Origin of the sequence: Enhydrobacter sp., from assembly GCA_025808875.1 — a bacterium.
Lineage (GTDB): Bacteria > Pseudomonadota > Alphaproteobacteria > Reyranellales > Reyranellaceae > Reyranella.
In genome coordinates, this window is record CP075528.1 from 2,653,844 (window position 1) to 2,678,435 (window position 24,592).

Genomic DNA, 24,592 nt, shown 5'->3' on the forward strand with positions numbered 1-24,592 from the left:
GTTTAGATGCGGACGATGTGCACGTCCGTCAACGGCTTCTTGCCGACATGCGCGCGGACGACACGTCGCACCGCCCGCCCCGCCGCTTCCCTGATCCGCTGGTCGTCGCCACGTTCTCCCTGGCTCAGATCGGCCAGCATCTCCTTCAACCCGGCGACGATGCCCGGCACAAGCTCCCCGTCGGCGTCGTCGATGCCGCGCAGGGAGACCACCGGTTCGGCCGCTGCCCGCCCTTGCCTGTCGAGCACCAACGTAGCGGCCGCCGAGCCGTTCCACAACAGCTTGCGGCGCTCGCGCAGGGACTCGCCGTCCAGCGCGACGAGAGTGTCGCCGTCGCGCGCCAGGCGGCCGACCGGGACGTGGTCGACGATCTCGGCCGGTCCCGGCGCGAGGCGAACCAGCGAGCCGTTCGGCGCCACGACGGTCTCGGGCACCTGGCAGGCCCGCGCCAGGGCGGCGTGCTCCACCATGTGGCGAACCTCGCCATGGACCGGCACGGCGATGCGCGGCCGTATCCACTGGTAGACCCGCACGAGTTCGTCGCGCGCGGGATGGCCCGAGACGTGGATGTCGGCCTCGCGGTCGGTGATCACCTCGACGCCGCGCGCCAGCAGCGCGTTGTGCAGGCGGCCGACGGCCCGCTCGTTGCCGGGGATGATCCGCGCCGAGAAGATGGCGGTGTCGCCCTCCTCGAGCACCAGGTCGCGATGGTCGTCGCCGGCGAGCTTGGCCATCGACGCCCGCGGTTCGCCCTGGCTGCCGGTGCAGATGAACAGCACCTTGTCGCGCGGCAGGTAGCCTGCCGACCGTTCGTCGACACAGGCGGGAAAATCGAGCAGGTAGCCGCACTCCTGCGCGGCGTCGACCATGCGCTGCAACGCGCGGCCCGAGAGCACGGGATGGCGGCGCGCCGCGACGGCCGCCTTGGCGATGCTTTCCACCCGCGCCAGGTTGGAGGCAAAGCACGTCACCGCGACGCGGCCGCGACGGCTGGCGACCAGCTTCTCGAGATTGAGGCGCACGGACGCCTCCGAACCCGCCTCGCCCTCGACGAAGACATTGGTGCTGTCGCAAACCATCGCGAGGGCACCCTCCTCGCCGATGCGCCGCAGCGTCTCCTCGTCGGTGACGTCGCCCAGCAACGGCTCGGGATCGATCTTCCAGTCGCCGGTGTGGAACACCGTACCCAGCCCGGTGCGGATGGCCAGCGCATTCGGCTCGAGGATCGAATGCGTCATGGTGATCAGCTCGAGGTCGAAGGGACCGATCCGGAAGCGGGCGCGCAGCGGGATCTCCGTGATCGGCACGGCGTCCATCAGGCCGGCCTCGGCGAGCTTGCGCCGCAGCACCGAGGCGGCGAAGGGCGTGGCATAGACCGGCGCCTGCAGCCGGGGCCAGAGATCGGCGACGGCGCCGAGATGGTCCTCGTGCGCGTGCGTGAGCACGATGCCGGCGAGCCGCTCCCGCCGCTCCACGATGAAGGCGGGATCGGGCATGATCACCTCGACGCCCGGCATCGAATCGTCGCCGAACGCGATGCCGAGATCGACCATCAGCCACTTGCCGGCGTGGCCGTAGAGGTTGAGGTTCATGCCGATCTCGCCCGCGCCGCCGAGCGCGAGGAACAGCAGTTCGTCGCCGGCCGGTACGGTCATTTGCGGCTGCGGCGATGGATCTCGATCAGCCCCCGCACCGTGATGTCCGGGACGACCTGCTCGATCACGCCGGTCGCCCCCTCGAACACCGGCGCGAGGCCGCCGGTCGACACCACCTTCATGGGACGGCCGAACTCGGCCTTGATGCGGGCGACGATGCCCTCGATCAGGCCGACATAGCCCCAGAACACGCCGGAGTGCATGCATTCGATCGTGTTGACGCCGATCACGCGCCGGGGCCGTTCAACGACGATCCGCGGCAGCAGCGCGGTCGCATTGACCAGCGCCTCGATGCTGAGATTGATGCCCGGTGCGATCACGCCGCCGCAGTAGCTGCCGTCCTCGTCGACGACGTCGAAGGTGGTGGCGGTGCCGAAGTCGACGATTATCATCGGGGTCTTCGGGAACAGCACGGCCGCCCCGACCGTGTTGCAGATGCGGTCGGCGCCCGCGCCCTGGCCCTTGACCTCGATGCCGTAGGTCACGCTCGGCTCCCCGAGGACCAGAGGTGTGCAGTCGAAATAGCGGGTGCACAGGCGCCGCAGGTTGAACGTCGCCTGCGGCACCACGCTGGCGATGATGGCGTCGGTGATGGCGCCTGTGTCGATGCCTTCCATTTTCATCAGCTGGAACAACCACACGGCATGCTCGTCGGCGGTGCGCATGGCGGAGGTGTGCTGGCGCCACTCGCCGACGATCCGGTCGCCGTCGATCACGCCGAACTTGACGTTGGTGTTGTTGGCATTGATGGCCAGAAGCATCGTCCTACTCCCTCAAGCGGCGCGGCCGAGCAGTTCGCCCGACGTGATCTTGCGTCGGCCGTCGGCCGTCTCGAGCAGCAGCGCCCCGCTGGCGTCGAGGCCGGCAAAGCGGCCCTCGACCAGCTCCTCGCCCAGCCTGACGCTGACCTCGGCGCCGAGCGGGCCGGCCTTGGCGAGCCATTCCCGGCGGGCGGCCTCGAAGCCCTGCGATCGCCAGTCGGCGAGACGACGCGCCAGGGCGCCGGCCAGCCCCTGCAATGCCGCCTCGACCGTGCCGCCGAGGCAAGCCCCCGGATAACGCATGTCGGGCAGCTCCGGGGCGAAGTCGACATTGACGCCAATGCCCAGCACCACATACTCGACCTCGCCACCGTGCCCGATCGAGCTCTCCGGCAGGATTCCCGCGAGCTTGCCGCCCCCGACCAGGACGTCGTTCGGCCATTTGAGCCGCACGTCGCGCCCGGCCGGCACGAGGTCGGCAACGGCGAGGGCCGCCACGAAGCCGAGCTCGGCCGCCCGTGCCGCCGCACAGCGTGGGCGAACGACGGTCGAGCTGTAGAGATTGCCGGGCGGCGACACCCAGATCCTGCCGCGACGGCCGCGGCCACCCGTTTGCCGGCGGGCCCACACCAGCGTGCCCTCGGGCGCGCCCTGCTCGGCGAGGCGAGCGGCTTCGTCGTTGGTGCTGCCGACGCTGTCCATGGCGACCAGCGTCCACCCGTCCGGCAGGACGGGCGCCGATGTCACGGGAACAGGCCCTTGGCGGCCGCCTCGGCGATCACGCTGAGCGGCTGAGGTGCCAGCGAGAACACGGCGACCAGCACGGCGGCGACGAAGGCGACCACGCGATTGACGCCGAGCGCCGACCGGTCGAGCGCCTCGGCCGGCTCGTCGAAATACATCACCTTGACGATGCGCAGATAGTAGTAGGAGGCCACGACGGAGGCGAGGACGCCCAGCACGGCCGGCCAGAAGAGCTTGGCCTCGACCGCGGCCATGAAGATGTAGAGCTTGCCCCAGAAGCCGGCGAGCGGCGGGATGCCCGCGAGCGAAAACATGAACAGCAGCATGGCGAGCGCCATCATCGGCTGGCTGCGGGCGAGCCCGGCCAGGTCGGAGATGTTCTCGACCATGATGTCGCGGCGCTTCATCATCAGGATGACGGCGAACACGCCGAGCGACATCACCAGGTAGATGGCGAGATAGAAGACCACCGCCTGGATGCCCTTCTCGCTGCCGCTCGCCACGCCGAGCAGGATGTAGCCGACGTTGCCGATCGACGAATAGGCCATCAGGCGCTTGATGTTGGGCTGGCGCAGCGCAGCGAAGGCGCCGAGCGCCATCGACAGGATGGCGGCGGCGACGATGATCTGCTGCCACTGCGGGAACAGCGGCTTGAAAGGCCCCATCAGCACCGAAATCGTCAGCGACACGGCGGCGATCTTGGGTGCCACCGCGAACAGCGCGGTCACCGGCGTCGGTGCGCCTTCGTAGACGTCGGGCGTCCACATGTGGAACGGCACGGCCGAAATCTTGAAGGCCAGACCGGCGACCACGAACACCAGGCCGACGACGACGCCGATCTCGCCGCTCTTGCCGCCGGCCAACGCCTCTGCGATCTGCACGAAGGCCGTGCCGCCGCAGAAACCGTAGATCAGCGAGGCACCGAACAGCAGCATGCCGGACGCCACCGAGCCCAGGACGAAGTACTTCACGCCGGCCTCGGTCGAGCGCACGCTGTCGCGGTGGAACGCGGCGATGACGTACAGCGCCAGCGACTGAAGCTCGAGCCCGACATAGAGCGCCATCAGATCGTTGGCGGAGATCATCAGCATCATGCCGAGCGTGGCCAGCGCCACCAGCAGCGGATACTCGAAGCGCCAGGCCTGCACGCGCTCGAAATAGGCACGCGACATCAGGATGGCGACGGCGGACCCGACCAGCACGAACACCTTCATCGTCGCCGTCAGGCGGTCGACGACGAACAGGGACGCGAAGGCCGTTCCCTCGCGGTAGGGGAAGAACAGCAGCGCGGCCGTCACCAGCAGCGCCGCGGCGGTCGCCAGCGAGACGAACGGCGTCGAGGCTTCGCCGCGCAGCACGCCGTAGACCAGCAGCAGCGACGTGACGGCCGCCAGGAAGATTTCCGGCCGAGCCAGTGTCCAGGATTCGAGACCAAGCAGCATTCTTCTACCCCCGCCCGGTCACGGCGCCAGCGCGGCGGTGCGCGCGAGCTTGAGCGCCGCCTGATAGTCGCCGATCAACTTGTCGACCGACGGCGCCATCGGGTCGAGAAACGAGTTGGGATGTATGCCCATCCACAGCGTGATCAGCACCAGTGGCGCGAAGACCAGCACTTCCCGCGGCTTCATGTCCATGATCGCCTTCAGGGAATCCTTCGTCAGCTCGCCGAAGACGATCTTGCGGTAGAGCCAGAGCGCATAGGCCGCGCCGAGGATCAGGCCCGTCGCGGCCAGGAAGGCGACCCAGGTGTTGGCCTTGAAGGCGCCGACCAGCACGAGGAACTCGCCGACGAAGCCCGACAGGCCGGGCAGGCCCACGCTCGCCAGGGTGAAGAACATGAAGACGAAGGCGTAGCGCGGCATGCGGTGGACGAGGCCGCCATAGGCCTCGATCTCGCGCGTGTGCATGCGGTCGTAGACCACGCCGACGCACAGGAAGAGCGCGGCCGAGACGATGCCGTGGCTCAGCATCTGGAAGATCGAGCCCTGCAGGCCCTGCATGTTCATGACGTAGATGCCGATCGTCACGAATCCCATGTGGGCGACCGACGAATAGGCGATCAGCTTCTTCATGTCCTCCTGCACCAGCGCGACCAGCGAGGTGTAGATGACGGCGACGATCGACAGGCCGAACACCAGCGGGGCGAAGTACTGCGTCGCCTCGGGCATCAGCGGCACCGAGAGCCGGATGAAGCCGTAGCCGCCCATCTTCAGGAGCACGCCCGCCAGGATGACCGAACCCGCGGTCGGCGCCTCGACGTGGGCGTCGGGCAGCCAGGTGTGGACCGGCCACATCGGCACCTTGACGGCGAACGACGCGAAGAAGGCCAGCCACAGCCAGAATTGCCACTGGAACGGCAGGTCGAGCTGCTCGAACGCCGTCGGCAGGTCCGTGGTCCCGATCTGCCAGTAGATGGCGATGATCGCCAGCAGCATCAGCACCGAACCGAGGAGCGTATAGAGGAAGAACTTGAAGGCCGCGTAGACGCGCCGCTTGCCGCCCCATACGCCGATGATCAGGAACATCGGGATCAGCACGCCCTCGAAGAAGACGTAGAACAGCGCGAGGTCGAGGGCGCAGAACATGCCGACCATGAAGGTCTCGAGCACGAGGAACGCCACCATGTATTCCTTGACGCGGTTCTCGATCGATTCCCAGCTCGCCAGGATGCAGAGCGGTGTCAGCAGGGTCGACAGCAGCACGAAGAACAGCGAGATGCCGTCGATGCCCATGTGATAGCCGATCTTCAGCGCCGGCACCCAGGCGGCCTTCTCCTCGAACTGGAAGCCCGCCCTGGTCGGATCGAAGTTGATCCACAGCAGCAGGGAGATCAGGAACGTCGCCACCGAGGTGACCAGCGCCACGCTCCGGCAGTTGCGATCGACCGCTTCCTTGGGCCCGTTCACGACGAGGCAGAAGGCGGCACCGACCAGCGGCAGGAAGGTGACCAGGGAAAGGATGGGCCAGTTCGTCATCGGCCTATTTCCCGCCCAGCACCGGATACATGAAATACGTCACCACGGCCGCCACGCCGACCAGCATGACGAAGGCATAGTGGTAGAGGTATCCGCTCTGGAAGCGGCTGAGCACGCCGGCCATGTCCTGGGCGCGCGCCGCGATGCCGTCGGGCCCGAGTCCGTCGATGACGGCGCCGTCGCCCTTCTTCCAGAACACCCTGCCGATCGCCAGCGACGGCTTGACGAAGATCGCGTCGTAGATCTCGTCGAAGTACCACTTGTTGAAGAACAGCGCGTGCACGCCGCGGAACGCGGCGACCGTCTTCGCCGGCAGGGCGGGATTGACGACGTAGTAGTAGTAGCTGAGCGCGATGCCCGACACTGCCATGACCAGCGGCAGGACCTTGACCCAGAACGGCACCTCGTGGGCGTGGTGCAGGATCTCCTCGGTCGACTTCACTGCGATGGACGTGCCCCAGAACGAGCGCCAGGTATCGCCGACGAACCAGTCGTAGGCGACGAAGCCCGACAGCACCGCGCCCGCCGCCAGGACGTAGAGGGGGATGAGCATGACCATCGGCGATTCGTGGGCGTGATCCCAGGTGTGATGGTCGCCGCGATACTTGCCGTAGAAGGTCATGAACATCAGCCGGGTCGCATAGAACGCGGTCATGAAGGCGGCCGCGACACCGAGCCAGAAGGCGATCGTGCCGACCGTGGAATGCGCGCCGAACGACGATTCGAGGATGATGTCCTTGGAATAGAAGCCGGCGAAGCCGATGCCGTGGCCGAGAATGGCCGGGACGCCGATGCCGGCGAGCGCAAGCGTGCCGATCCACATCAGCACGAAGGTCTGCGGCGCCTTCTCGCGCACGCCACCCATCTGCCGCATGTCCTGCTCGTGGTGCAGGCAATGAATGACCGAGCCCGACCCGAGGAACAGCAGCGCCTTGAAGAAGGCGTGGGTCATCAGGTGGAACATCGCCGCGGAATAGGCGCCGACGCCGGCGGCGAAGAACATGTAGCCGAGCTGGCTGCAGGTCGAGTAGGCGACCACGCGCTTGATGTCGAACTGCGTCAGGCCGATCGTCGCGGCGAAGAACGCCGTCGCCGCACCCACCAGCGTCACCACCTGCAGCGCGATCGGCGCCAGCTCGAAGAGCGGCGACAGGCGGCAGACCATGAACACGCCGGCCGTCACCATGGTCGCCGCATGGATCAACGCGGAAACCGGGGTCGGGCCTTCCATCGCGTCCGGCAGCCAGGTGTGCAGGCCGAGCTGGGCCGACTTGCCCATGGCGCCGACGAACAGCAGGAGGCACGCGGTCTCCAGCGCCGGCAGATCCATGCCGAGGAACTGAATGCGCATCGCCGCCATGTCCTGGCCCTTGGCGAAGATCTCGGTGAAGCCGACCGAGCCCGACAGCATCCAGACGGCGAAGATGCCGAGCGCGAAGCCGAAATCGCCGACGCGGTTGACGATGAACGCCTTCATCGCCGCGGCGTTGGCCGACGGGCGGTCGTACCAGAAGCCGATCAGCAGGTACGAGGCGAGGCCCACGCCCTCCCAGCCGAAGAAGAGCTGCACCAGGTTGTCGGCCGTCACCAGCATCAGCATGAAGAAGGTGAACAGGCTGAGATAGGACATGAAGCGCGGGATCGACGTGTCCTCGGCCATGTAGCCGACCGAATAGACATGGACCATCGACGACACGCCGGTCACCACGATCAGCATGACCGCGGTCAGGGTGTCGACCCTCAGCGACCACTCGACGTTGAGCGTGCCGGAGTCGATCCAGCCGAACAGGTGGACGATCACGACCTTGGCGTTCTCCGGCCCGAAGCCGATGCCGATGAAGACGTAGACCGAGAGCGCGGCGGAGATCAGGAGCGCGGCGCAGGTGACGATCTGGGCCGGCCGGTCGCCGATGACGCGGCAGAACAGCCCGGCGACCGCCGCGGCGACCAGCGGCAGGAAGACGATGAGCTTGATGGCAAGATCCATGACGCCGCGCCTAGCCCTTCATCTCGTTGATGTCCTCGACCGCGATGGTGCCGCGATTGCGGAAGTAGACTACGAGGATGGCGAGACCGATCGCCGCCTCGGCCGCCGCCACGGTCAGCACCAGCATGGCGAAGACCTGGCCGACGACGTTGCCCTGGAAGCTCGAGAAGGCGACCAGGTTGATGTTCACGGCGAGCAGCATGAGCTCGACGCACATCAGGATGACGATGACGTTGCGGCGATTGAGGAAGATGCCGAGCACGCCCATCGTGAAGAGGACGGCGGCGACCCCGAGATAATGGCCGAGCCCGATCGCGAGCATCACACGCCTCCCCGCGTCGGCACCTTGACCAGCGTCACCGTCTCTTCCTTGGAGCGGTAGAGCTGCTCGCCGATCTTCTGCCGGCGCACGCCGGGGCGGTGGCGCAGGGTCAGCACGATGGCGCCGATCATGGCGACCAGCAGAACGAGGCCCGCCACCTGGAAGAGGTAGAAATACTGCGTGTAGAGCACCCGGCCGATCGCCCGCGTATTGTCGACGCCGAGGCTTTGCACGCCGGCCTTGCTCAACGCCTGGATTGTCTCGGACGACCCGCCCAGCACGCCGAGGCCGACGAAAATCTCGGCGAGCAGCACGAGCCCGATCAGGCCGCCGACCGGCAGGTATTTCAGGAAGCCGGCGCGCAGTTCGGCGACGTTGATGTCGAGCATCATCACGACGAACAGGAACAGCACCGCCACGGCGCCGACATAGACGATGATCAGGATCATGGCGATGAACTCGGCGCCGATCAGCACGAACAACGCGGCGGCGTTGAAGAACGCCAGGATCAGGAACAGCACGGAATAGACCGGATTGCGCGACACCACGACCATCGCGCCCGACACCATCGTGACGATGGCGAACACCCAGAATGCCAGGGCCTGCAGGATCATCTTGCCGTTTCTCCCCCCGGCCCGTTCAACGGTAGTTCGCTTCGGCGCGCAGGTTGGCGGCGATCTCGCTCTCCCAGCGGTCACCGTTCGCGAGCAGCCTGTCCTTGTCGTACATCAGCTCCTCGCGCGTCTCGGTGGCGAACTCGAAGTTCGGGCCCTCGACGATGGCATCGACCGGGCATGCCTCCTGGCAAAGACCGCAGTAGATGCACTTGGTCATGTCGATGTCGTAGCGCGTCGTGCGGCGGCTGCCGTCGTCGCGCGGCTCAGCCTCGATGGTGATGGCCAACGCCGGGCACACCGCCTCGCAAAGCTTGCAGGCGATGCAGCGCTCCTCGCCATTGGGATAGCGGCGCAGCGCATGCTCGCCGCGGAAGCGCGGACTGAGCGGGCCCTTCTCGTAGGGGTAGTTCACCGTGACCTTGGGCTTGAACATGTAGCTCAAGGTCAGGGCGAAGCCGCGGACCAGCTCGGTCAGCAGGAAGGAGCGCGCGGTACGGTCGAGAGATGCCATGGTCGGTCTCTCCTACTTGCCGGGGACCCAGCCGCCGAACTGCAGCACGGCGGCGGTGATGACGACCCAGCCGAGCGACACCGGCAGGAAGACCTTCCAGCCCAGCCGCATCAGCTGGTCGTAGCGGTAGCGAGGCAGCGTGCCCTTGGTCCAGCTGAAGACGAAGAGCAGGAAGGCGATCTTGAGGGCGAACCAGACGACGCCCGGCACCCAGGTGAACGGCGCGTAGGGGATCGGCGACATCCAGCCGCCGAGGAACAGCACCGCTCCCAGCGCCGACAGCAGGATCATGTTGGCGTACTCGCCGAGGAAGAACAGGCCGAAGGTCATCGCCGAATACTCGGTGTGGAAGCCCGCCACCAGCTCGGCTTCCGACATCGGCAGGTCGAAAGGCGTGCGGTTGGTCTCGGCCAGCGCCGAGACGAAGAAGATGACGAACATCGGCAGCAGCGGCAGCCAGTACCAGTTCCAGAACCAGCCCGACTGGGCGAGCACCACCTGGCTGAGGTTGAGCGAGCCGACGCAGAGCAGCACGGTGATCAGCACGAAGCCGATCGAGACCTCGTAGGACACCATCTGCGCCGCCGAGCGCAAGGCGCCGAGGAAGGCGTATTTCGAGTTCGACGCCCAGCCGGCGATGATGATGCCGTAGACGCCGAGCGAGGAGATGGCGAAGAGATAGAGGATGCCGACATTGATGTCGGCGATCACCCAGCCGTCGTCGAACGGCACCACCGCCCAGGCGATCAGCGCGGTGACGAAGGTGATCATCGGCGCCAGGATGAACAGCACGCCGTTGGCGCTCGACGGGACGATCGTCTCCTTGAGCACCAGCTTCAGCCCGTCGGCGAAGGGCTGCAACAGGCCGAACGGCCCGACCACGTTGGGACCGCGCCTGAGCTGGATGGACGCCCAGACCTTGCGATCGACGTAGGTCATGTAGGCGACCGCAACGAGCAGCGGCACGGTCACGGCGAGGCATTGCAGCAGGATCAGGATGCCCTGTCCGAGCCAGTGCGTGGTGAGGAAGTGGACGATGTCGGCGATCATTCGCTACTCCGCCGCCAGGAGCTGGCGGCGCGACGCGACGCACTCCGCCATGGTCCGCGACGCGCGGCTGATCGGGTCGGTCATGTAGAAATTCGCGATCGGCGAGGCGAACGGCGCGTCGGATACGGCGCCGGGCTTGCCGAAATCCCCCCACTCGCCGGCCGCCTGCTGGTCGAGCCGCGCGAAGACCTTGTTCACCGCCACCAGGCGCGCGCGCGCCTGCTCGATCGTGTCGTAGGGCAAGGTGCGGTCGAGACGTTCCGAAAGCGCGCGCAGGATCGCCCAGTCCTCGCGCGCCTCGCCCGGCGGAAAGCCCGCGCGGAACGTCGTCTGCACCCGGCCCTCGGTGTTCACATAGGTCGCCGACTTCTCGGTGTAGGCCGCGCCCGGCAGCACGACGTCGGCGCGATGGGCACCGGCATCGCCGTGATGGCCCTGGTAGATCACGAAGGCCTTGCCCAGGCGCTTCATGTCGATCTCGTCGGCCGCCAGCAGATAGACCGCATCGATCTCGCGCTTCTCGCAGCCCTCGAGGATGCCCGCCACGTCGCGTCCACCGGCGCCGGGCACCAACCCGAGGTCGAGGCCGCCGACGCGCGCCGCCGCCGTGTGCAGCACGGCAAAGCCGTTCCAGTCCTCGCGCACGGCATTCGCCTTCTCGGCGACCTCGCGTGCGAGCGCGAGGACCGCCGAGCCGTCTTCGCGCGCCAGCGCTCCCATGCCGACGACGATCAACGGATTCTTCGCCGCCTTCAGCGTGTCGAGAAATGAGAGCCTGCCCTCGGCCAGCTCGTGCAGCGTCGCGGGGCCGGCGCCCAGCCGCTCGACCGGATAGGTCAGGTCCACCGCGGGGCCGATGCTGGCGATCCTGCAGCGGCCGGCGAGGTGGCGCTTGCGGATGCGCGCATTGAGCACCGGCGCCTCGGCGCGGGGGTCGGTGCCGACCAGCAGGATCGCGTCGGCACGGTCGATGCCGCGGATGCCCGGATTGAAGATGTAGCCGCCGCGCACGCCGGCTTCGAGCCTGGCGCCGTCCTGGCGGCAATCGATGTTGGGCGAGCCCAGCGCCGCCATCAGATCCCCGAGCGCCATCATCGACTCGGCGTCGCACTGGTCGCCGGCGATGGCGGCGATCTTGCTGCCGTCGATGCCCTTGATCCGGTTGGCGATCGCGGCGAAGGCTTCATCCCAGGTCGCCGCGACCAGCCGGCCCTCGCGGCGCACATAGGGCCGATCGAGCCGCTGATAGCGAAGCCCGTCGATGGCGTGGCGCGTCTTGTCGGATATCCACTCCTCGTTGACGTCGTCGTTGAGACGCGGCAGCACGCGCATCACCACGCCGTCGCGCGTGTCGAGGCGTATGCTGGAGCCGAGCGCATCCAACACGTCGATCGATTCGGTCTTGTGCAGTTCCCAGGGACGGGCCTCGAAGGCATAGGGCTTGGAGGTCAGCGCGCCGACCGGGCAGAGATCGACGAGGTTGCCGGCGAGCTCGGTGGAGAGCGCGTGCTCGACGTAGGTCGTCACTTCCATGCTCTCGCCGCGCCCCGTCGCGCCCAGCTCCTCGACGCCCGCCACTTCGGTGGCGAAGCGGATGCAGCGCGTGCAGTGGATGCAGCGGTTCATCGAGGTCTTGACCAGCGGGCCCAGTTCCTTGTCCGGCACCGCCCGCTTGTTCTCGTGGTAGCGGCTGCGGTCGAAGCCGTAGGCCATCGCCTGGTCCTGCAGGTCGCACTCGCCGCCCTGGTCGCAGATCGGGCAGTCGAGCGGATGGTTGATCAGCAGGAACTCCATCACGCCCTTGCGCGCCTTGATGATGGTCGGCGTGGTGGTGAAGATTTCCTGCTTGTCGGCGACGGGCAACGCGCAGCTCGCCTGCGGCTTGGGCGGGCCGGGCTTCACCTCGACCAGGCACATGCGGCAATTGCCGGCGATCGACAGCCGCTCGTGGTAGCAGAAGCGCGGAATCTCGAGGCCGGCCAGCTCGCAGGCCTGCAGCACCGTGATGCCGGCGGGCACCTCGATCTCCTTGCCGTCGATCTTGACTATGGGCATCGCGAACTCCCTGCCCTATTCCGCCGCCAGCTTTTCGGTGCGCGCGCGGATGCGGCGCTCCATCTCCGGGCGGAAATGGCGGATCAATCCCTGGATCGGCCAGGCGGCGGCGTCGCCCAGCGCGCAGATCGTGTGGCCTTCGACCTGTCGCGTGACGTCCTCCAGCGCGTCGATCTCGTCGAGCCGCGCCTTGCCGAGCACCATGCGCTCCATCACCCGCCACATCCAGCCGGTGCCCTCGCGGCACGGCGTGCACTGGCCGCAGCTCTCGTGCTTGTAGAAGTAGCTGAGACGCGCGATCGCCTTGATGACGTCGGTCGACTTGTCCATCACGATCACGGCCGCCGTGCCGAGGCCTGACTTCTGGTCGCGCAGCGAGTCGAAATCCATCAGGACGGTGTCGCAGATCGACTTCGGCAGCAGCGGCACCGAGGCACCGCCCGGGATGACCGCGAGCAGGTTGTCCCAGCCGCCGCGCACGCCGCCGGCGTGGCGCTCGATCAGCTCCTTGAGCGGAATGCCCATCTCCTCTTCGACGTTGCACGGCCTGTTCACGTGGCCCGAGATGCAGAAGAGCTTGGTGCCGGTGTTGTTGGGGCGGCCGATGCCGGCGAACCAGGCGGCGCCGCGGCGCAGGATGGTCGGCGCGACGGCGATCGATTCGACGTTGTTGACGGTGGTCGGGCAGCCGTAGAGGCCGGCGCCCGCCGGGAACGGCGGCTTGAGCCGCGGCATGCCCTTCTTGCCCTCGAGGCTTTCCAGCAGCGCCGTCTCCTCGCCGCAGATATAGGCGCCGGCGCCGCGATGGACGTAGAGGTCGAAGTCCCAGCCCGAGCCGCAGGCATTCTTGCCCAGCAGCCCGGCCTCGTAGGCCTCGCGGATCGCCGCCGTCAGGGTCTGCGCCTCGTTGTAGAACTCGCCGCGCACGTAGATGTAGCCGGCGTTGGCGCGCATGGCGAAGCCCGCGATCAGGCAGCCCTCGACCAGCAGGTGCGGGTCGTGGCGCATGATGTCGCGATCCTTGCAGGTGCCGGGCTCGGACTCGTCGGCGTTGACCACGAGATAGTGCGGCCGGTCCCTCACCTCCTTGGGCATGAAGGACCATTTGAGCCCTGTCGGGAAGCCGGCGCCGCCGCGGCCGCGCAGGCCCGACTTCTTCATCTCCTCGATGATCGCGTCGGAACCGCGCGCGAGAATCTCCTTCGTGCCGTCCCAGGCGCCGCGCGCGCGTGCCGCCGGCAGGCGCCAGTCGTGCACGCCGTAGAGATTGGTGAAGATGCGATCCTTGTCCTGGAGCATGACGCTACTCGCCCTTGAGGCTGGTCAGGCCGCCTTCCGGCGCCGACGTCTGCCGGTCGACCTGGGGGCCGGGCTTCGGCAGCTCGCCGCGCCGCAACGCCTCCAGCACCCTGCCGATCGAGGCCTCGTCGAGATCCTCGTAGAAATCGTCGTTGATCTGCACGACCGGGGCGTTGACGCAGGCGCCGAGGCACTCGACCTCCTGTACGGTGAAGGTCTCGCCGTCGGCCGCCGCCAGCTCGCAGGCCTTCATGATCTTCTCCGAACCGCGCAGCCAGCACGGCGTCGTCGTGCAGACCTGCAGCAGGTAGCGCCCCTTCGGCCTGAGCTGGAACATGGTGTAGAAGGTCGCGATCTCGTAGACGCGGATCGGCGCCATGTCGAGGATGCGCGCGACCTCGTTCATCGCCACACGCGGCAGCCAGCCCTGCTGGCGCTGCGCGAGGTCGAGCAGCCCGATCACCGCGCTCGCCTGGCGGCCGGGCGGATACTGCGCCATCAGCTCCTTCGCCCGCGCCATGTTCTCCGGCGTGAAGGCGAACGAGGCGACCTGCGGCACGTCCTTGGGATCGGCGGTGATCATCGCCATCGCGTCGTCTCCTAGCGGTCGATCTCGCCGAACACGATGTCGAGCGAACCGATGTTCGCCGACATGTCGGCGAGCTGGTGGCCCTTGGTCATCATGTCCAGCGCCTGCAGGTGCGGGAAGCCCGGCGCGCGGATCTTGCAGCGGTACGGCTTGTTGGTGCCGTCCGACACCAGATAGACGGCGAACTCGCCCTTCGGCGCCTCGACCGCGGTGTAGGTCTCGCCCGGCGGCACCTTGTAGCCCTCGGTGTAGAGCTTGAAGTGATGGATGAGGGCCTCCATCGAGCCCTTCATCTCGCCGCGGCGCGGCGGCGCCACCTTGCGGTCGTCGACGCGCACCGGCCCGCCGACCTTGCGCAGCGCGGCCACGCACTGCTCCATGATGCGCGCGCTCTGCGTCATCTCCTCGCAGCGCACCAGGAAGCGGGCGAAGCAGTCGCCCGTCTTGCCGACCGGAATGTCGAACTCCATGCGCTCGTAGACGTCGTAGGGCTGCGACTTGCGCAGGTCCCACGGCACGCCCGAGGCACGCAGCATCGGGCCCGAGAAGCCCCACTCGATGGCCTGCTCCGACGACACCACGCCGATATCGACCATGCGCTGGCGGAAGATGCGGTTGTCGTAGAGCAGCTTTTCCAGATCCTTGAGGAACGGGTGGAACTGCTTGATCCATCCTTCCATCGAATCGAGCATGCCCTCGGGCAGGTCCTGGTGCACGCCGCCGGGCCGGAAGTAGTTGGCGTGCATGCGCGAGCCGCTGACCTGCTCGTAGTATTCCATCAGCAGCTCGCGCTGCTCGAAGCCCCACAGCGGCGGCGTCAGCGCGCCGACGTCCATGGCGAAGGTCGTGACGTTCAGCAGATGGTTGAGGATGCGCGTGACCTCGCAGAACAGCACGCGGATGTACTGCGCGCGCTCCGGCGCGGTGATGCCGAGCAGCTTCTCGGTGGCGAGCGCGAAGGCGTGCTCCTGGCTCATCGGCGAGACGTAGTCGAGGCGGTCGAAGTACGGCACCGCCTGCAGGTAGGTCTTGTACTCGATCAGCTTCTCGGTGCCGCGATGGAGCAGGCCGATGTGCGGATCGCAGCGCTCGACGATCTCGCCGTCCATCTCGACGACGAGGCGCAGCACGCCGTGGGCCGCCGGGTGCTGCGGCCCGAAATTCATCGTCAGCGTCTTGATCTCGACGTCGGACATCAGCCGGTCTTCGCCTTCTCGTCGCCGGGCAGGAGGTGCTGCGCGCCCTCCCAGGGGCTGAGGAAATCGAACCGGCGGAACTCCTGCTGGAGCTTCACCGGCTCGTAGACCACGCGCTTCTGCACGTCGTCCCAGCGCAGCTCGACGAAGCCGGTGAGCGGAAAGTCCTTGCGCAGCGGATGGCCCTCGAAGCCGTAGTCGGTGAGGATGCGCCGCAGGTCGGGGTGGTCGGAGAACCAGATACCGTAGAGATCCCAGGTCTCGCGCTCGAACCAGTTGGCGGACTTGTAGACCGCGTCGGCCGACGGCACCGGCGTCGTTTCGTCGGTCGCCACCTTCACGCGGACGCGCTGGTTGAGCTTGAGGCTGAGCAGGTTGTAGACCACGTCGAAGCGCTTCTCGCGCTCGGGCCAATCGACGCCGCAGATGTCGATCAGCTGCTTGAACAGGCACTTGGGATCGTTCTTCAGGAACGTCAGCAGGGCGATCACCTTGTCTGGCGTCGTCTCCACCATGAGTTCGCCCAGCCGCACCGACATGCCGGTGGCGGCGCCGCTCTGCTGGACGATGTGGTTGCCGAGCTCTTCCATCACGCCGCTCCGCTCACCGCACGATGGTGCCGGTGCGGCGGATCTTCTTCTGGAGCTGCAGGATGCCGTAGAGCAGCGCCTCGGCCGTCGGCGGACAGCCCGGGACGTAGACGTCGACCGGCACGATGCGGTCGCAGCCGCGCACCACCGAGTAGCTGTAGTGATAGTAGCCGCCGCCGTTGGCGCACGAGCCCATCGAGATGACGTAGCGCGGCTCGGCCATCTGGTCGTAGATCTTGCGCAGCGCCGGCGCCATCTTGTTGCACAGCGTGCCGGCCACGATCATGACGTCGGCCGAGCGCGGGCTCGGCATCGGCGCGAAGCCGAAGCGGTCGAGGTCGTAGCGGCTCATCCAGGCATGGATCATCTCGACGCCGCAGCAGGCCAGGCCGAAGGTCAGGCCCCACAGCGAGCCGGTGCGCGCCCAGGTGACGAGCTTGTCGAGCTGGGCGACGACGAAGCCCTTGTCGGCCAGTTCGTCGTTCAATGCACGCGACAGCGCCGCGTTCGCGGCCGGATCGTGCTTGGGCTGGGCGATCACTCCCATTCCAGGGCTCCCTTGCGCCATTCGTAGACGAACCCGACGGTCAGCACGGCGAGGAAGAGCATCATCGACCAGAAGCCGAACACGCCGATGTCTCCCAGCGCCACCGCCCACGGGAACAGGAAGGCCACCTCGAGGTCGAAGATGATGAAGAGGATGGCCACGAGATAGAAACGCACGTCGAACCGCCCGCGGGCATCGTCGAACGGCGCGAAACCGCATTCGAAGGGCGACAATTTCTCGGAGTTCGGATTCTGCCGGGCGATCAGGTAGGAACCGCCGATCATGGCGCACGTAAGGCCCAGGGCGAGGCCGAGGAAGATCAGAATCGGAAGATATTCCAGCAGAAGCTCTTCCATCGTCACCCCTTCGCCCCCAATTTCCCTGCGGCGGGTCGCCAGCGTTGGGGCTGGCGCGAGCGACGGGACTCGAACCCGCGACCTCCGGCGTGACAGGCCGGCGTTCTAACCAACTGAACTACGCCCGCAATAGCCCCAAACGGCGCGCGGAGAGATAAAGGACCCCCCATGGGGTGTCAAGCTTACCGCACCCGCGAAAGCGTGCGTAAGTGTCCGAGAAATCAGCGCTTTCGGCGTGCAGACGAAACCTTCCTACCAAAGCCTCTTTCTGGCGAATGCATGACCTGAACCGGATTTGAGATAGCGCTCGAAGTCCGCCCACCTGCCGGCATTCGAAAAGGCGATGCAGGTGACCAAGGTCCACGGCGCATACTTCGACGTCTGCGCGGACTTTCTCGCGTTGTCCTCGGCCAACCGTCGCTTGAGGTCCGACGTGCTCCTACGTGGCGTTGGCCGGCCGCCGATCCACTTTCCAGCAAGTATGAGTAGTGCATCAGCTGCCCTCCTCCACCAACGCTGCGGGGGACATCCTGCTTCGCCATGTCGTGGCGAGGCAAATCGTTCAGTCTGGCAGCCCGGCCTTGCGCAAGCCATCGGCGAAGCGATCCAACTGTTTTTGATAAGTTGGATGGTCGGACAGGCTGAGGTTCTGTCGCGCCTTGGAAACCGTGTCGATCCGAGGTGCATACTTCAGGTACTCGGCAATAGCCGCGCGAGCTTCGCGATCACGGCCTAGGTGCGCGGACGCGGCGGCCAGGGTCTCATATGAGCGCGGAAACTTCGGGTTCACGGCCAGGGCGTTCTTCGACGCAGTCACCGCCAGCTCGTCAGCACCAGTCAGAACGTGTGCGTAAGCTGCGGTCCAATGCCAGACGGCTCCGAGTGGTTCTCGCGGGCTGAGACGGAATGCTCGCTCCAGGAAGGGGATGCCTTCCTGCGCGCGGCCCAGCAAAATCATGCCGTACGCCAAGCCATGATAGGGTAAAGGGTTGTTCGGGTTCAGTGCGATCGCCATGTCCATCGCCGCCAAGGCCCGGTCCTGCTGCCCGCTCGAGCGTAGTGCATAGCCCAGCATGTAGTGCGCGTCCGAGCTCCGCGGCGCCAATTGGATAGCGCGCTCTCCCGCGTCGACTGCTTTACGCAGCGAGGCAGCGCTCGACTCGCTCCATCCGAAGTTTCCGGCGCGGGTATGCAGGTAAGTTGCCGCGGTCCACGCGAGGGCCGACGTTTCATCCAGCGCTATTGCCTGCTCGATGAGCGGCTCCGCTGCGCGGTTTGTCTCGGCAGTCTGCGGCTTGTTCAACAGGATTATCCACCCGCGCAATGCAAGATCACTCGCTTCCATGTTGCCCGACTGTCCAAGCCGGCGGCTCTCCGCCTCCATGAGTTCCAGGTTGAGGGCACGAGCGATTCGGCCGGTGATCTCGCTTTGCAGGGCGAAGATATCCTGCGTTTCCCGATCGAATCGTTCCGCCCAGATATGCGCTGACGTAGCCGCTTCGATGAGCTGAGCATTGACTCTGAGCTGAGTGCCGGCCCTCCGGACGCTACCCTCAAGCACATAGCGAATGCCAAGCTCTTCGCCGACCTTGCGCGTGTCCACGGACTTGCCCCGGTAGGTGAAGGAGGTGTTGCGCGCGATCACAAACGAGCCGGAAATACGAGAGAGGTCTGTGATCAGGTCGTCAGTGATGCCGTCGGCCAGATATTCTTGGTCCTTGTCATCCGATAGATTTGTGAACGGCAGTACCACGATCGAAAGGCGGGGCGTCTCCCTGTCGGACTGCGAAGCTTGGGCCTCGGGCGCAGCTGCGCCCGGCAAGCTGCTCCAATTGACTGACCACCACAGGAAGCCCATGCCCAGCAGCGCCAGGCAGGCGACCATCGCGATAACGGAGCGCCGGCGATGCCGGGGCGGTCCGACTGACAAGGTGGCCACGGTATAGCCGCCACCTGGCCGTAATCGATAGGCCTCCACTAAGCGGGTGAGGTTCTTCACCTGCTGCTCACCGAGCTCGTCGTACTCGATGGCCAAGCGACCCCGGATCTGTTCGAAGACATTGCGCGAGACGCATATACTGCCCGGCTCAGCCATTTGCTCCAGGCGCGCGGCGATATTGACGCCATCACCGAAAACATCGCCGCCTTCGTGAATGACGTCCCCAAGATTTATGCCGATTCTAAAGCGGATTCTCTGCACCTCTGTCAGAGTGGCCTCGCGGGTCTCCATATCAGCCTGCAGGTCCAAGGCGCAGCTGACCGCGGCCAAGGCACTGGCGAACTCGATTAGAAATCCATCACCGGTGGTCTTGACGATGCGGCCTTCGTAGTGTTCGACGCGAGGTCCTATCGTCTCTTGGTGGATACTTCTGAGACGCGAGAGGGTGCCGGCCTCGTCGTGCTCCATGAGACGTGAGTAGCCAGCGACATCCGCCGCCAAAATGGCAGACAGCCGCCGGCGCACTTTCTCATTCTGCATGCCTGCACCCACCAGAGTGGTATCTCGTAATTGTACCATGTGAAATGGCCTTGGTTTAGGCGGATGAGGGGCAGAGAAGAGCTGTCGCTGCAGTCATCCATCGTTGTGATGGGGCGCCGCCGACGGCTCTGAGGTTGGACCGTATGGGGCTGGGAACGCCCCCCAGTACAAGCCTCGCCAAGGTGTAGTCCCGCAGGCCGCAACGAAGGGGCGGCTGCAGCCGCGTACTTTATGTCTCAGCGAAGCCGGCGTGATTCGCTGGCGCATCGTCATGGGCCCATCAGCTCGCTGCGGGGCGGTTGCGCGCAACCAATTCAAATCCTGCGAAGCGCGCAGTGCGAAGCAGGTGGTGGGCGATGACGGGATCGAACCGCCGACCTGTCCCGTGTAAAGGGAATGCTCTACCGCTGAGCTAATCGCCCGACGCGCTTGTTAGCACAGGCACGCGGCGAACGGTTCAGTTGATCGCGTCCTTGAGCGCCTTGCTCGCCTTGAAGCGCGGCACGTTCGAGGCCGGGATCCTGATCTTCTCCCCGGTCTGCGGGTTGCGCCCCTCGGTGGCCTTGCGCCGCGACACCTGGAACGTGCCGAAGCCGACCAGCAGAACCTTCTCTTTTTTCTTCAGCGACTTGGTGACGACCGTGAGGATCGCATCGACGGCGTTGGCCGCATCCGTCTTCGAAAGGTTGGTCGAAGCGGCGACGGCGGCGATCAAATCATGCTTGTTCACGGGCGGGCCTCTACAAGGGACGGCAAAGTGAAGTGTAAGGGCGGCACGAAAACGGCGTCAACGCCGATTACCATATTTTGTGGTCGATAGGCCTCATTCACCGCATGGGTTGGGGATCGACCCAGTAAAAAGCCCCGGATCTCTCCGGGGCTTTCAGTCGACTCTCGTCGGCTGTCGGTCAGTGGGCGACGATGGTTTCGCCCTCCGGCGGCTTCTTGGCGACCGCCTCGAGGTCGTCGGGCCACTCGATCGGCACCAGAGGCTTGACCAGCGCCTGGGCCAGCACCTCGTCCACGGTCGAAACCGCGACGATCTCCAGGCCCTTCTTCACGTTGTCGGGAATCTCCGGCAGATCGCGCTCGTTCTCCTTGGGGATGAGCACGGTCTTGAGACCGCCGCGCAACGCCGCCAGCAGCTTCTCCTTCAGCCCGCCGATCGGCATGACCCGGCCCCGCAGGCTGATCTCGCCCGTCATCGCCACTTCCTTGCGCACCGCGACGCCGGTCAGCGCCGAGACGATCGACGTCACCATGGCGACGCCGGCCGACGGGCCGTCCTTGGGTGTGGCGCCCTCCGGCACGTGGATGTGGATGTCGCGCTTTTCGAAGATCGTCGGCTTGATGCCGAACGAGTTCGCCCGCGACCGGACGTAGGCGTTGGCCGCCTGCACCGATTCCTGCATCACGTCGCCCAGCTTGCCGGTGACGGTCATGCGGCCGCGGCCGGGCACCAGCACGGCCTCGACCTGCAGCAGTTCGCCGCCGACCTCGGTCCAGGCGAGGCCCGTCGTGATGCCGATCAGATCCGACAGCTCCGCCTCGCCGAAGCGGAAGCGGCGCACGCCGGCGTACTTGTCGAGGTTCTTGGCGCGCACCTTCACCTTGGACGTCCCCTTCATGAGGATTTCCTTGGTCGCCTTGCGCGCCAGGTTGGCGATCTCGCGCTCGAGGTTGCGCACGCCGGCTTCGCGCGTGTAGTAGCGCACGAGGTCGCGTACGGCGTCGTCGTGGATGTCGAGCTCGCCCGCCTTCAGGCCGTTCGCCTCGATCTGCTTGGGAATGAGATGCTTGCGCGCGATCGCGAGCTTCTCGTCCTCGGTGTAGCCGGCGAGGCGGATGATCTCCATGCGGTCCATCAGCGGCTGCGCCATGCGCAGCGAGTTGGCCGTGGTGATGAACATCACGTTCGACAGGTCGTAGTCGACCTCGAGATAGTGGTCGTTGAACGTCGCGTTCTGTTCGGGGTCGAGCACCTCGAGCAACGCCGACGATGGATCGCCGCGGAAATCCGCGCCGAGCTTGTCGATCTCGTCGAGTAGGAACAGCGGGTTCGACGACTTCGCCTTCTTCATGCTCTGGATGACCTTGCCCGGCAATGAGCCGATGTAGGTCCGGCGATGGCCGCGGATCTCGGCCTCGTCGCGGACGCCGCCCAGCGACATGCGCACGAAGTTGCGGCCGGTCGCCTTGGCGATCGACTTGCCGAGCGAGGTCTTGCCGACGCCGGGCGGGCCGACGAGGCAGAGGATCGGGCCCTTCATCTTGTCGACCCGCTGCTGCACGGCGAGGTACTCGAGGATGCGCTCCTTGACCTTCTCCAGGCCATGATGGTCGGCGTTGAGCACGTCCTCGGCGTACTTCAGGTCCTTGATGATCTTGGTCGGCTTGCGCCACGGAATCGACAGCAGCCAGTCGAGGTAGTTGCGCACCACCGTCGCCTCGGCCGACATCGGGCTCATCGTGCGGAGCTTCTTCAGCTCGGCGCCGGCCTTCTCGCGCGCCTCCTTGCTGAGGCGCGTCTTCCTGATGCGCTTCTCCAGCTCGGAGATCTCGTCGCGACCGTCCTCGGTCTCGCCGAGCTCCTTCTGGATCGCCTTCATCTGTTCGTTCAGGTAGTACTCGCGCTGCGTCTTCTCCATCTGGCGCTTGACGCGGTTCCTGATCTTCTTCTCGACCTGCAGGACGCCGATTTCGCCTTCCATCAGGCCGAGGATGCGCTCGAGGCGCTTCGACACCGAGTCGAGCTCGAGCAGCTGCTGCTTCTCGGCCACCTTCAGCGCCAGATGCGCCGAGATCGTGTCGGCGAGCTTGGCCGGCTCCTCGATCTTGTTGATCGAGACGACGACCTCCGGCGGCACCTTCTTGTTGAGCTTCACGTAGTTCTCGAACTCCGAGACCACGGTGCGCGACGCCGCCTGCAGCTCGGCGCCGTCGCCCGGCACGTCCTCCATGTCGACGGCCGTGGCCTCGAAGAACTCGGTCCTGTCGGCGTAGCCGGTGATGCGCACCCGCCTTCCGCCCTCGACGAGCACCTTCACGGTGTCGTCCGGCAGCTTCAGAAGCTGCAGGACGGTGCCGAGCGTGCCGATGGTGTAGATGTCCTGCGGATCGGGATCGTCCTGGCTGGCGTTCTTCTGCGCGATGAGAAGGATCTGCTTGTCGTCCTTCATCACCTCTTCGAGCGCCTTGACGCTCTTCTCGCGGCCGACGAACAGCGGAACGATCATGCCCGGAAACACGACGATGTCGCGCAACGGCAGGACGGGATAGGAAGTACCTTCTTGGACGGGGGCGTTCATGATGCCTCGCAACATATACTGTTAGAGCTGCCACGCGCCCGCGCCACGACCCCCGACCGGGCAGTCCGCGGCAAGAAGCCACGCGCACTCGCTGCAAAGATTGGCCCGAACGGAGGTCCGTTCAAGGCCCGCCGGACAACCCCGGCTTCACGATGCCGAGGCTGCAAATATCAGGCCGGGGCCGCCGCGATTCCTTCCTTGCGCTCCCCGTGCACATAGAGCGGTTGGGCCCGCCCTTCGATGACTTCGCGATTGATGACGACTTCGTCGACGCCGTCGAGCGACGGCAGGTCGTACATGGTGTCGAGCAGCACCGTCTCCATTATCGAGCGCAGGCCGCGCGCGCCGGTCTTGCGCAGGATCGCCTTCTGGGCGACGGCGCGCAGCGCGTCGTCGGAGAATTTGAGCTTCACGCTCTCCATGTCGAACAGCCGCTGATACTGCTTGAGCAGCGCGTTCTTCGGGCGCGTGAGAATTTCGATCAGCGCACCCTCGTCGAGATCCTCGAGCGTCGCGACCACCGGCAGGCGGCCGACGAATTCCGGGATCAGCCCGTATTTGAGCAGGTCCTCGGGTTCGAGGTCGCGCAGCACCTCGCCGGTGCGCCGGTCGTCCGGACCGCGCACCTCGGCGCCGAAGCCGATCGACGTGCCCTGGCGGCGCTGCGAGATGATCTTGTCGAGGCCCGAGAAGGCGCCGCCGCAGATGAACAGGATGTTGGTCGTGTCGACCTGCAGGAACTCCTGCTGCGGATGCTTGCGCCCGCCCTGCGGCGGGACCGAGGCGACCGTGCCCTCCATGATCTTGAGCAGGGCCTGCTGCACGCCCTCGCCCGACACGTCGCGGGTGATCGACGGGTTGTCGGACTTGCGGCTGATCTTGTCGACCTCGTCGATGTAGACGATGCCGCGCTGCGCGCGCTCGACGTTGTAGTCGGCCGACTGCAGCAGCTTCAGGATGATGTTCTCCACGTCCTCGCCGACATAGCCGGCCTCGGTGAGGGTCGTGGCATCGGCCATGGTGAACGGCACGTCGAGCATGCGCGCGAGCGTCTGGGCGAGCAGCGTCTTGCCGCAACCGGTCGGGCCGATCAGCATGATGTTGGACTTGGCGATCTCGACGTCGTTGGCCTTGCCGCCGTGGCTGAGGCGCTTGTAGTGATTATGCACCGCAACGGCGAGGATGCGCTTGGCCTGGTCCTGCCCGATCACGTAGTCGTCGAGGATCTGGCGGATTTCCTTGGGCGACGGCACGCCGTCCTTGGACTTCACCAGGGTGGTCTTGCTCTCCTCCCGGATGATGTCCATGCACAGCTCGACGCATTCGTCGCAGATGAACACGGTCGGGCCGGCAATGAGCTTGCGGACCTCGTGCTGGCTCTTGCCGCAAAAGCTGCAATAGAGGGTATTGCGGGAGTCTCCCCCTGACTTGGCGGCTGGCATGTGATTAACGCACCTCCGCTTGGGGGCCCGCTGCCGGCGAGCCCGCACACAAGACTATGTTAAACGCGCCTCCCGGACCGCGACAACATCAAAATATGGTGTATCGCAG

General features: G+C 66.0%; 21 protein-coding genes and 2 tRNA genes. All 23 read right to left on the reverse strand.

All coding sequences use genetic code 11. From position 1 onward, the window contains the following. Positions 1 to 2: 2 nt before the first annotated feature. A complete protein-coding gene (locus KIT25_13190) occupies positions 3 to 1,655 on the reverse strand; it encodes a ribonuclease J (protein ID UYN93031.1) in 1,653 nt (550 codons plus the stop codon). Continuing rightward, entirely contained in the window at positions 1,652 to 2,416 is a 765-nt protein-coding gene (locus KIT25_13195; GenBank protein ID UYN93032.1) for a type III pantothenate kinase, read from the reverse strand. The genes KIT25_13190 and KIT25_13195 overlap by 4 nt, the downstream gene beginning before the upstream one ends. 12 nt (positions 2,417 to 2,428) lie before the next feature. Next, positions 2,429 to 3,118 (reverse strand): biotin--[acetyl-CoA-carboxylase] ligase, encoded by a 690-nt coding sequence (locus KIT25_13200; GenBank protein ID UYN97926.1) that lies wholly within the window; start codon positions 3,116 to 3,118, stop codon positions 2,429 to 2,431. Between the two features lie 41 nt (positions 3,119 to 3,159). Further along, positions 3,160 to 4,602, reverse strand: coding sequence for an NADH-quinone oxidoreductase subunit NuoN (nuoN, locus tag KIT25_13205; protein ID UYN93033.1), 1,443 nt, complete (start codon positions 4,600 to 4,602; stop codon positions 3,160 to 3,162). A gap of 18 nt (positions 4,603 to 4,620) precedes the next feature. Continuing rightward, positions 4,621 to 6,135 carry an NADH-quinone oxidoreductase subunit M gene (locus KIT25_13210; GenBank protein ID UYN93034.1) on the reverse strand — a complete coding sequence of 505 codons (1,515 nt, stop codon included), beginning with the start codon at positions 6,133 to 6,135 and terminating at the stop codon, positions 4,621 to 4,623. A 4-nt stretch (positions 6,136 to 6,139) separates the two neighbouring features. Beyond that, the gene (nuoL, locus tag KIT25_13215) at positions 6,140 to 8,122 is read right to left on the reverse strand and encodes an NADH-quinone oxidoreductase subunit L (GenBank protein ID UYN93035.1); all 1,983 of its coding nucleotides are present in this window, start codon (positions 8,120 to 8,122) and stop codon (positions 6,140 to 6,142) included. 10 nt (positions 8,123 to 8,132) lie between these two features. Next, entirely contained in the window at positions 8,133 to 8,444 is a 312-nt protein-coding gene (gene nuoK, locus KIT25_13220; protein ID UYN93036.1) for an NADH-quinone oxidoreductase subunit NuoK, read from the reverse strand. Next, entirely contained in the window at positions 8,444 to 9,058 is a 615-nt protein-coding gene (locus KIT25_13225) for an NADH-quinone oxidoreductase subunit J (GenBank protein UYN93037.1), read from the reverse strand. Before KIT25_13225 ends, nuoK begins: the two co-directional genes overlap by 1 nt. A gap of 25 nt (positions 9,059 to 9,083) precedes the next feature. Beyond that, a complete protein-coding gene (gene nuoI, locus KIT25_13230; protein UYN93038.1) occupies positions 9,084 to 9,572 on the reverse strand; it encodes an NADH-quinone oxidoreductase subunit NuoI in 489 nt (162 codons plus the stop codon). A gap of 12 nt (positions 9,573 to 9,584) precedes the next feature. After that, positions 9,585 to 10,622 carry an NADH-quinone oxidoreductase subunit NuoH gene (gene nuoH / locus KIT25_13235; GenBank protein UYN93039.1) on the reverse strand — a complete coding sequence of 346 codons (1,038 nt, stop codon included), beginning with the start codon at positions 10,620 to 10,622 and terminating at the stop codon, positions 9,585 to 9,587. A gap of 3 nt (positions 10,623 to 10,625) precedes the next feature. Beyond that, the gene (gene nuoG, locus KIT25_13240) at positions 10,626 to 12,677 is read right to left on the reverse strand and encodes an NADH-quinone oxidoreductase subunit NuoG (GenBank protein ID UYN93040.1); all 2,052 of its coding nucleotides are present in this window, start codon (positions 12,675 to 12,677) and stop codon (positions 10,626 to 10,628) included. 15 nt (positions 12,678 to 12,692) lie between these two features. Next, the gene (nuoF, locus tag KIT25_13245) at positions 12,693 to 13,976 is read right to left on the reverse strand and encodes an NADH-quinone oxidoreductase subunit NuoF (GenBank protein UYN93041.1); all 1,284 of its coding nucleotides are present in this window, start codon (positions 13,974 to 13,976) and stop codon (positions 12,693 to 12,695) included. Between the two features lie 4 nt (positions 13,977 to 13,980). After that, complete coding sequence (gene nuoE, locus KIT25_13250; protein ID UYN93042.1) at positions 13,981 to 14,565, reverse strand: NADH-quinone oxidoreductase subunit NuoE; 585 nt, start codon at positions 14,563 to 14,565, stop codon at positions 13,981 to 13,983. Between the two features lie 11 nt (positions 14,566 to 14,576). After that, positions 14,577 to 15,761, reverse strand: coding sequence for an NADH-quinone oxidoreductase subunit D (locus KIT25_13255; GenBank protein ID UYN93043.1), 1,185 nt, complete (start codon positions 15,759 to 15,761; stop codon positions 14,577 to 14,579). Continuing rightward, positions 15,761 to 16,351, reverse strand: coding sequence for an NADH-quinone oxidoreductase subunit C (locus KIT25_13260; protein UYN93044.1), 591 nt, complete (start codon positions 16,349 to 16,351; stop codon positions 15,761 to 15,763). Before KIT25_13260 ends, KIT25_13255 begins: the two co-directional genes overlap by 1 nt. 13 nt (positions 16,352 to 16,364) lie before the next feature. Beyond that, entirely contained in the window at positions 16,365 to 16,898 is a 534-nt protein-coding gene (locus KIT25_13265; GenBank protein ID UYN93045.1) for an NADH-quinone oxidoreductase subunit B, read from the reverse strand. Further along, positions 16,889 to 17,254: an NADH-quinone oxidoreductase subunit A gene (locus KIT25_13270; GenBank protein UYN93046.1), complete on the reverse strand. Its 366-nt coding sequence runs from the start codon at positions 17,252 to 17,254 to the stop codon at positions 16,889 to 16,891. The genes KIT25_13265 and KIT25_13270 overlap by 10 nt, the downstream gene beginning before the upstream one ends. A gap of 51 nt (positions 17,255 to 17,305) precedes the next feature. Continuing rightward, positions 17,306 to 17,382 (reverse strand) — tRNA-Asp (locus KIT25_13275). A gap of 434 nt (positions 17,383 to 17,816) precedes the next feature. Next, entirely contained in the window at positions 17,817 to 19,745 is a 1,929-nt protein-coding gene (locus KIT25_13280) for a tetratricopeptide repeat protein (protein UYN93047.1), read from the reverse strand. A 335-nt stretch (positions 19,746 to 20,080) separates the two neighbouring features. Beyond that, positions 20,081 to 20,155: transfer RNA gene (locus tag KIT25_13285), tRNA-Val, on the reverse strand. A 35-nt stretch (positions 20,156 to 20,190) separates the two neighbouring features. After that, a complete protein-coding gene (locus KIT25_13290; protein ID UYN93048.1) occupies positions 20,191 to 20,463 on the reverse strand; it encodes an HU family DNA-binding protein in 273 nt (90 codons plus the stop codon). A gap of 178 nt (positions 20,464 to 20,641) precedes the next feature. After that, on the reverse strand, positions 20,642 to 23,041 hold the full coding sequence (lon, locus tag KIT25_13295) for an endopeptidase La (protein ID UYN93049.1): 2,400 nt from the start codon (positions 23,039 to 23,041) through the stop codon (positions 20,642 to 20,644). Between the two features lie 170 nt (positions 23,042 to 23,211). Then, a complete protein-coding gene (gene clpX, locus KIT25_13300; protein ID UYN93050.1) occupies positions 23,212 to 24,483 on the reverse strand; it encodes an ATP-dependent Clp protease ATP-binding subunit ClpX in 1,272 nt (423 codons plus the stop codon). Positions 24,484 to 24,592 lie beyond the last annotated feature (109 nt).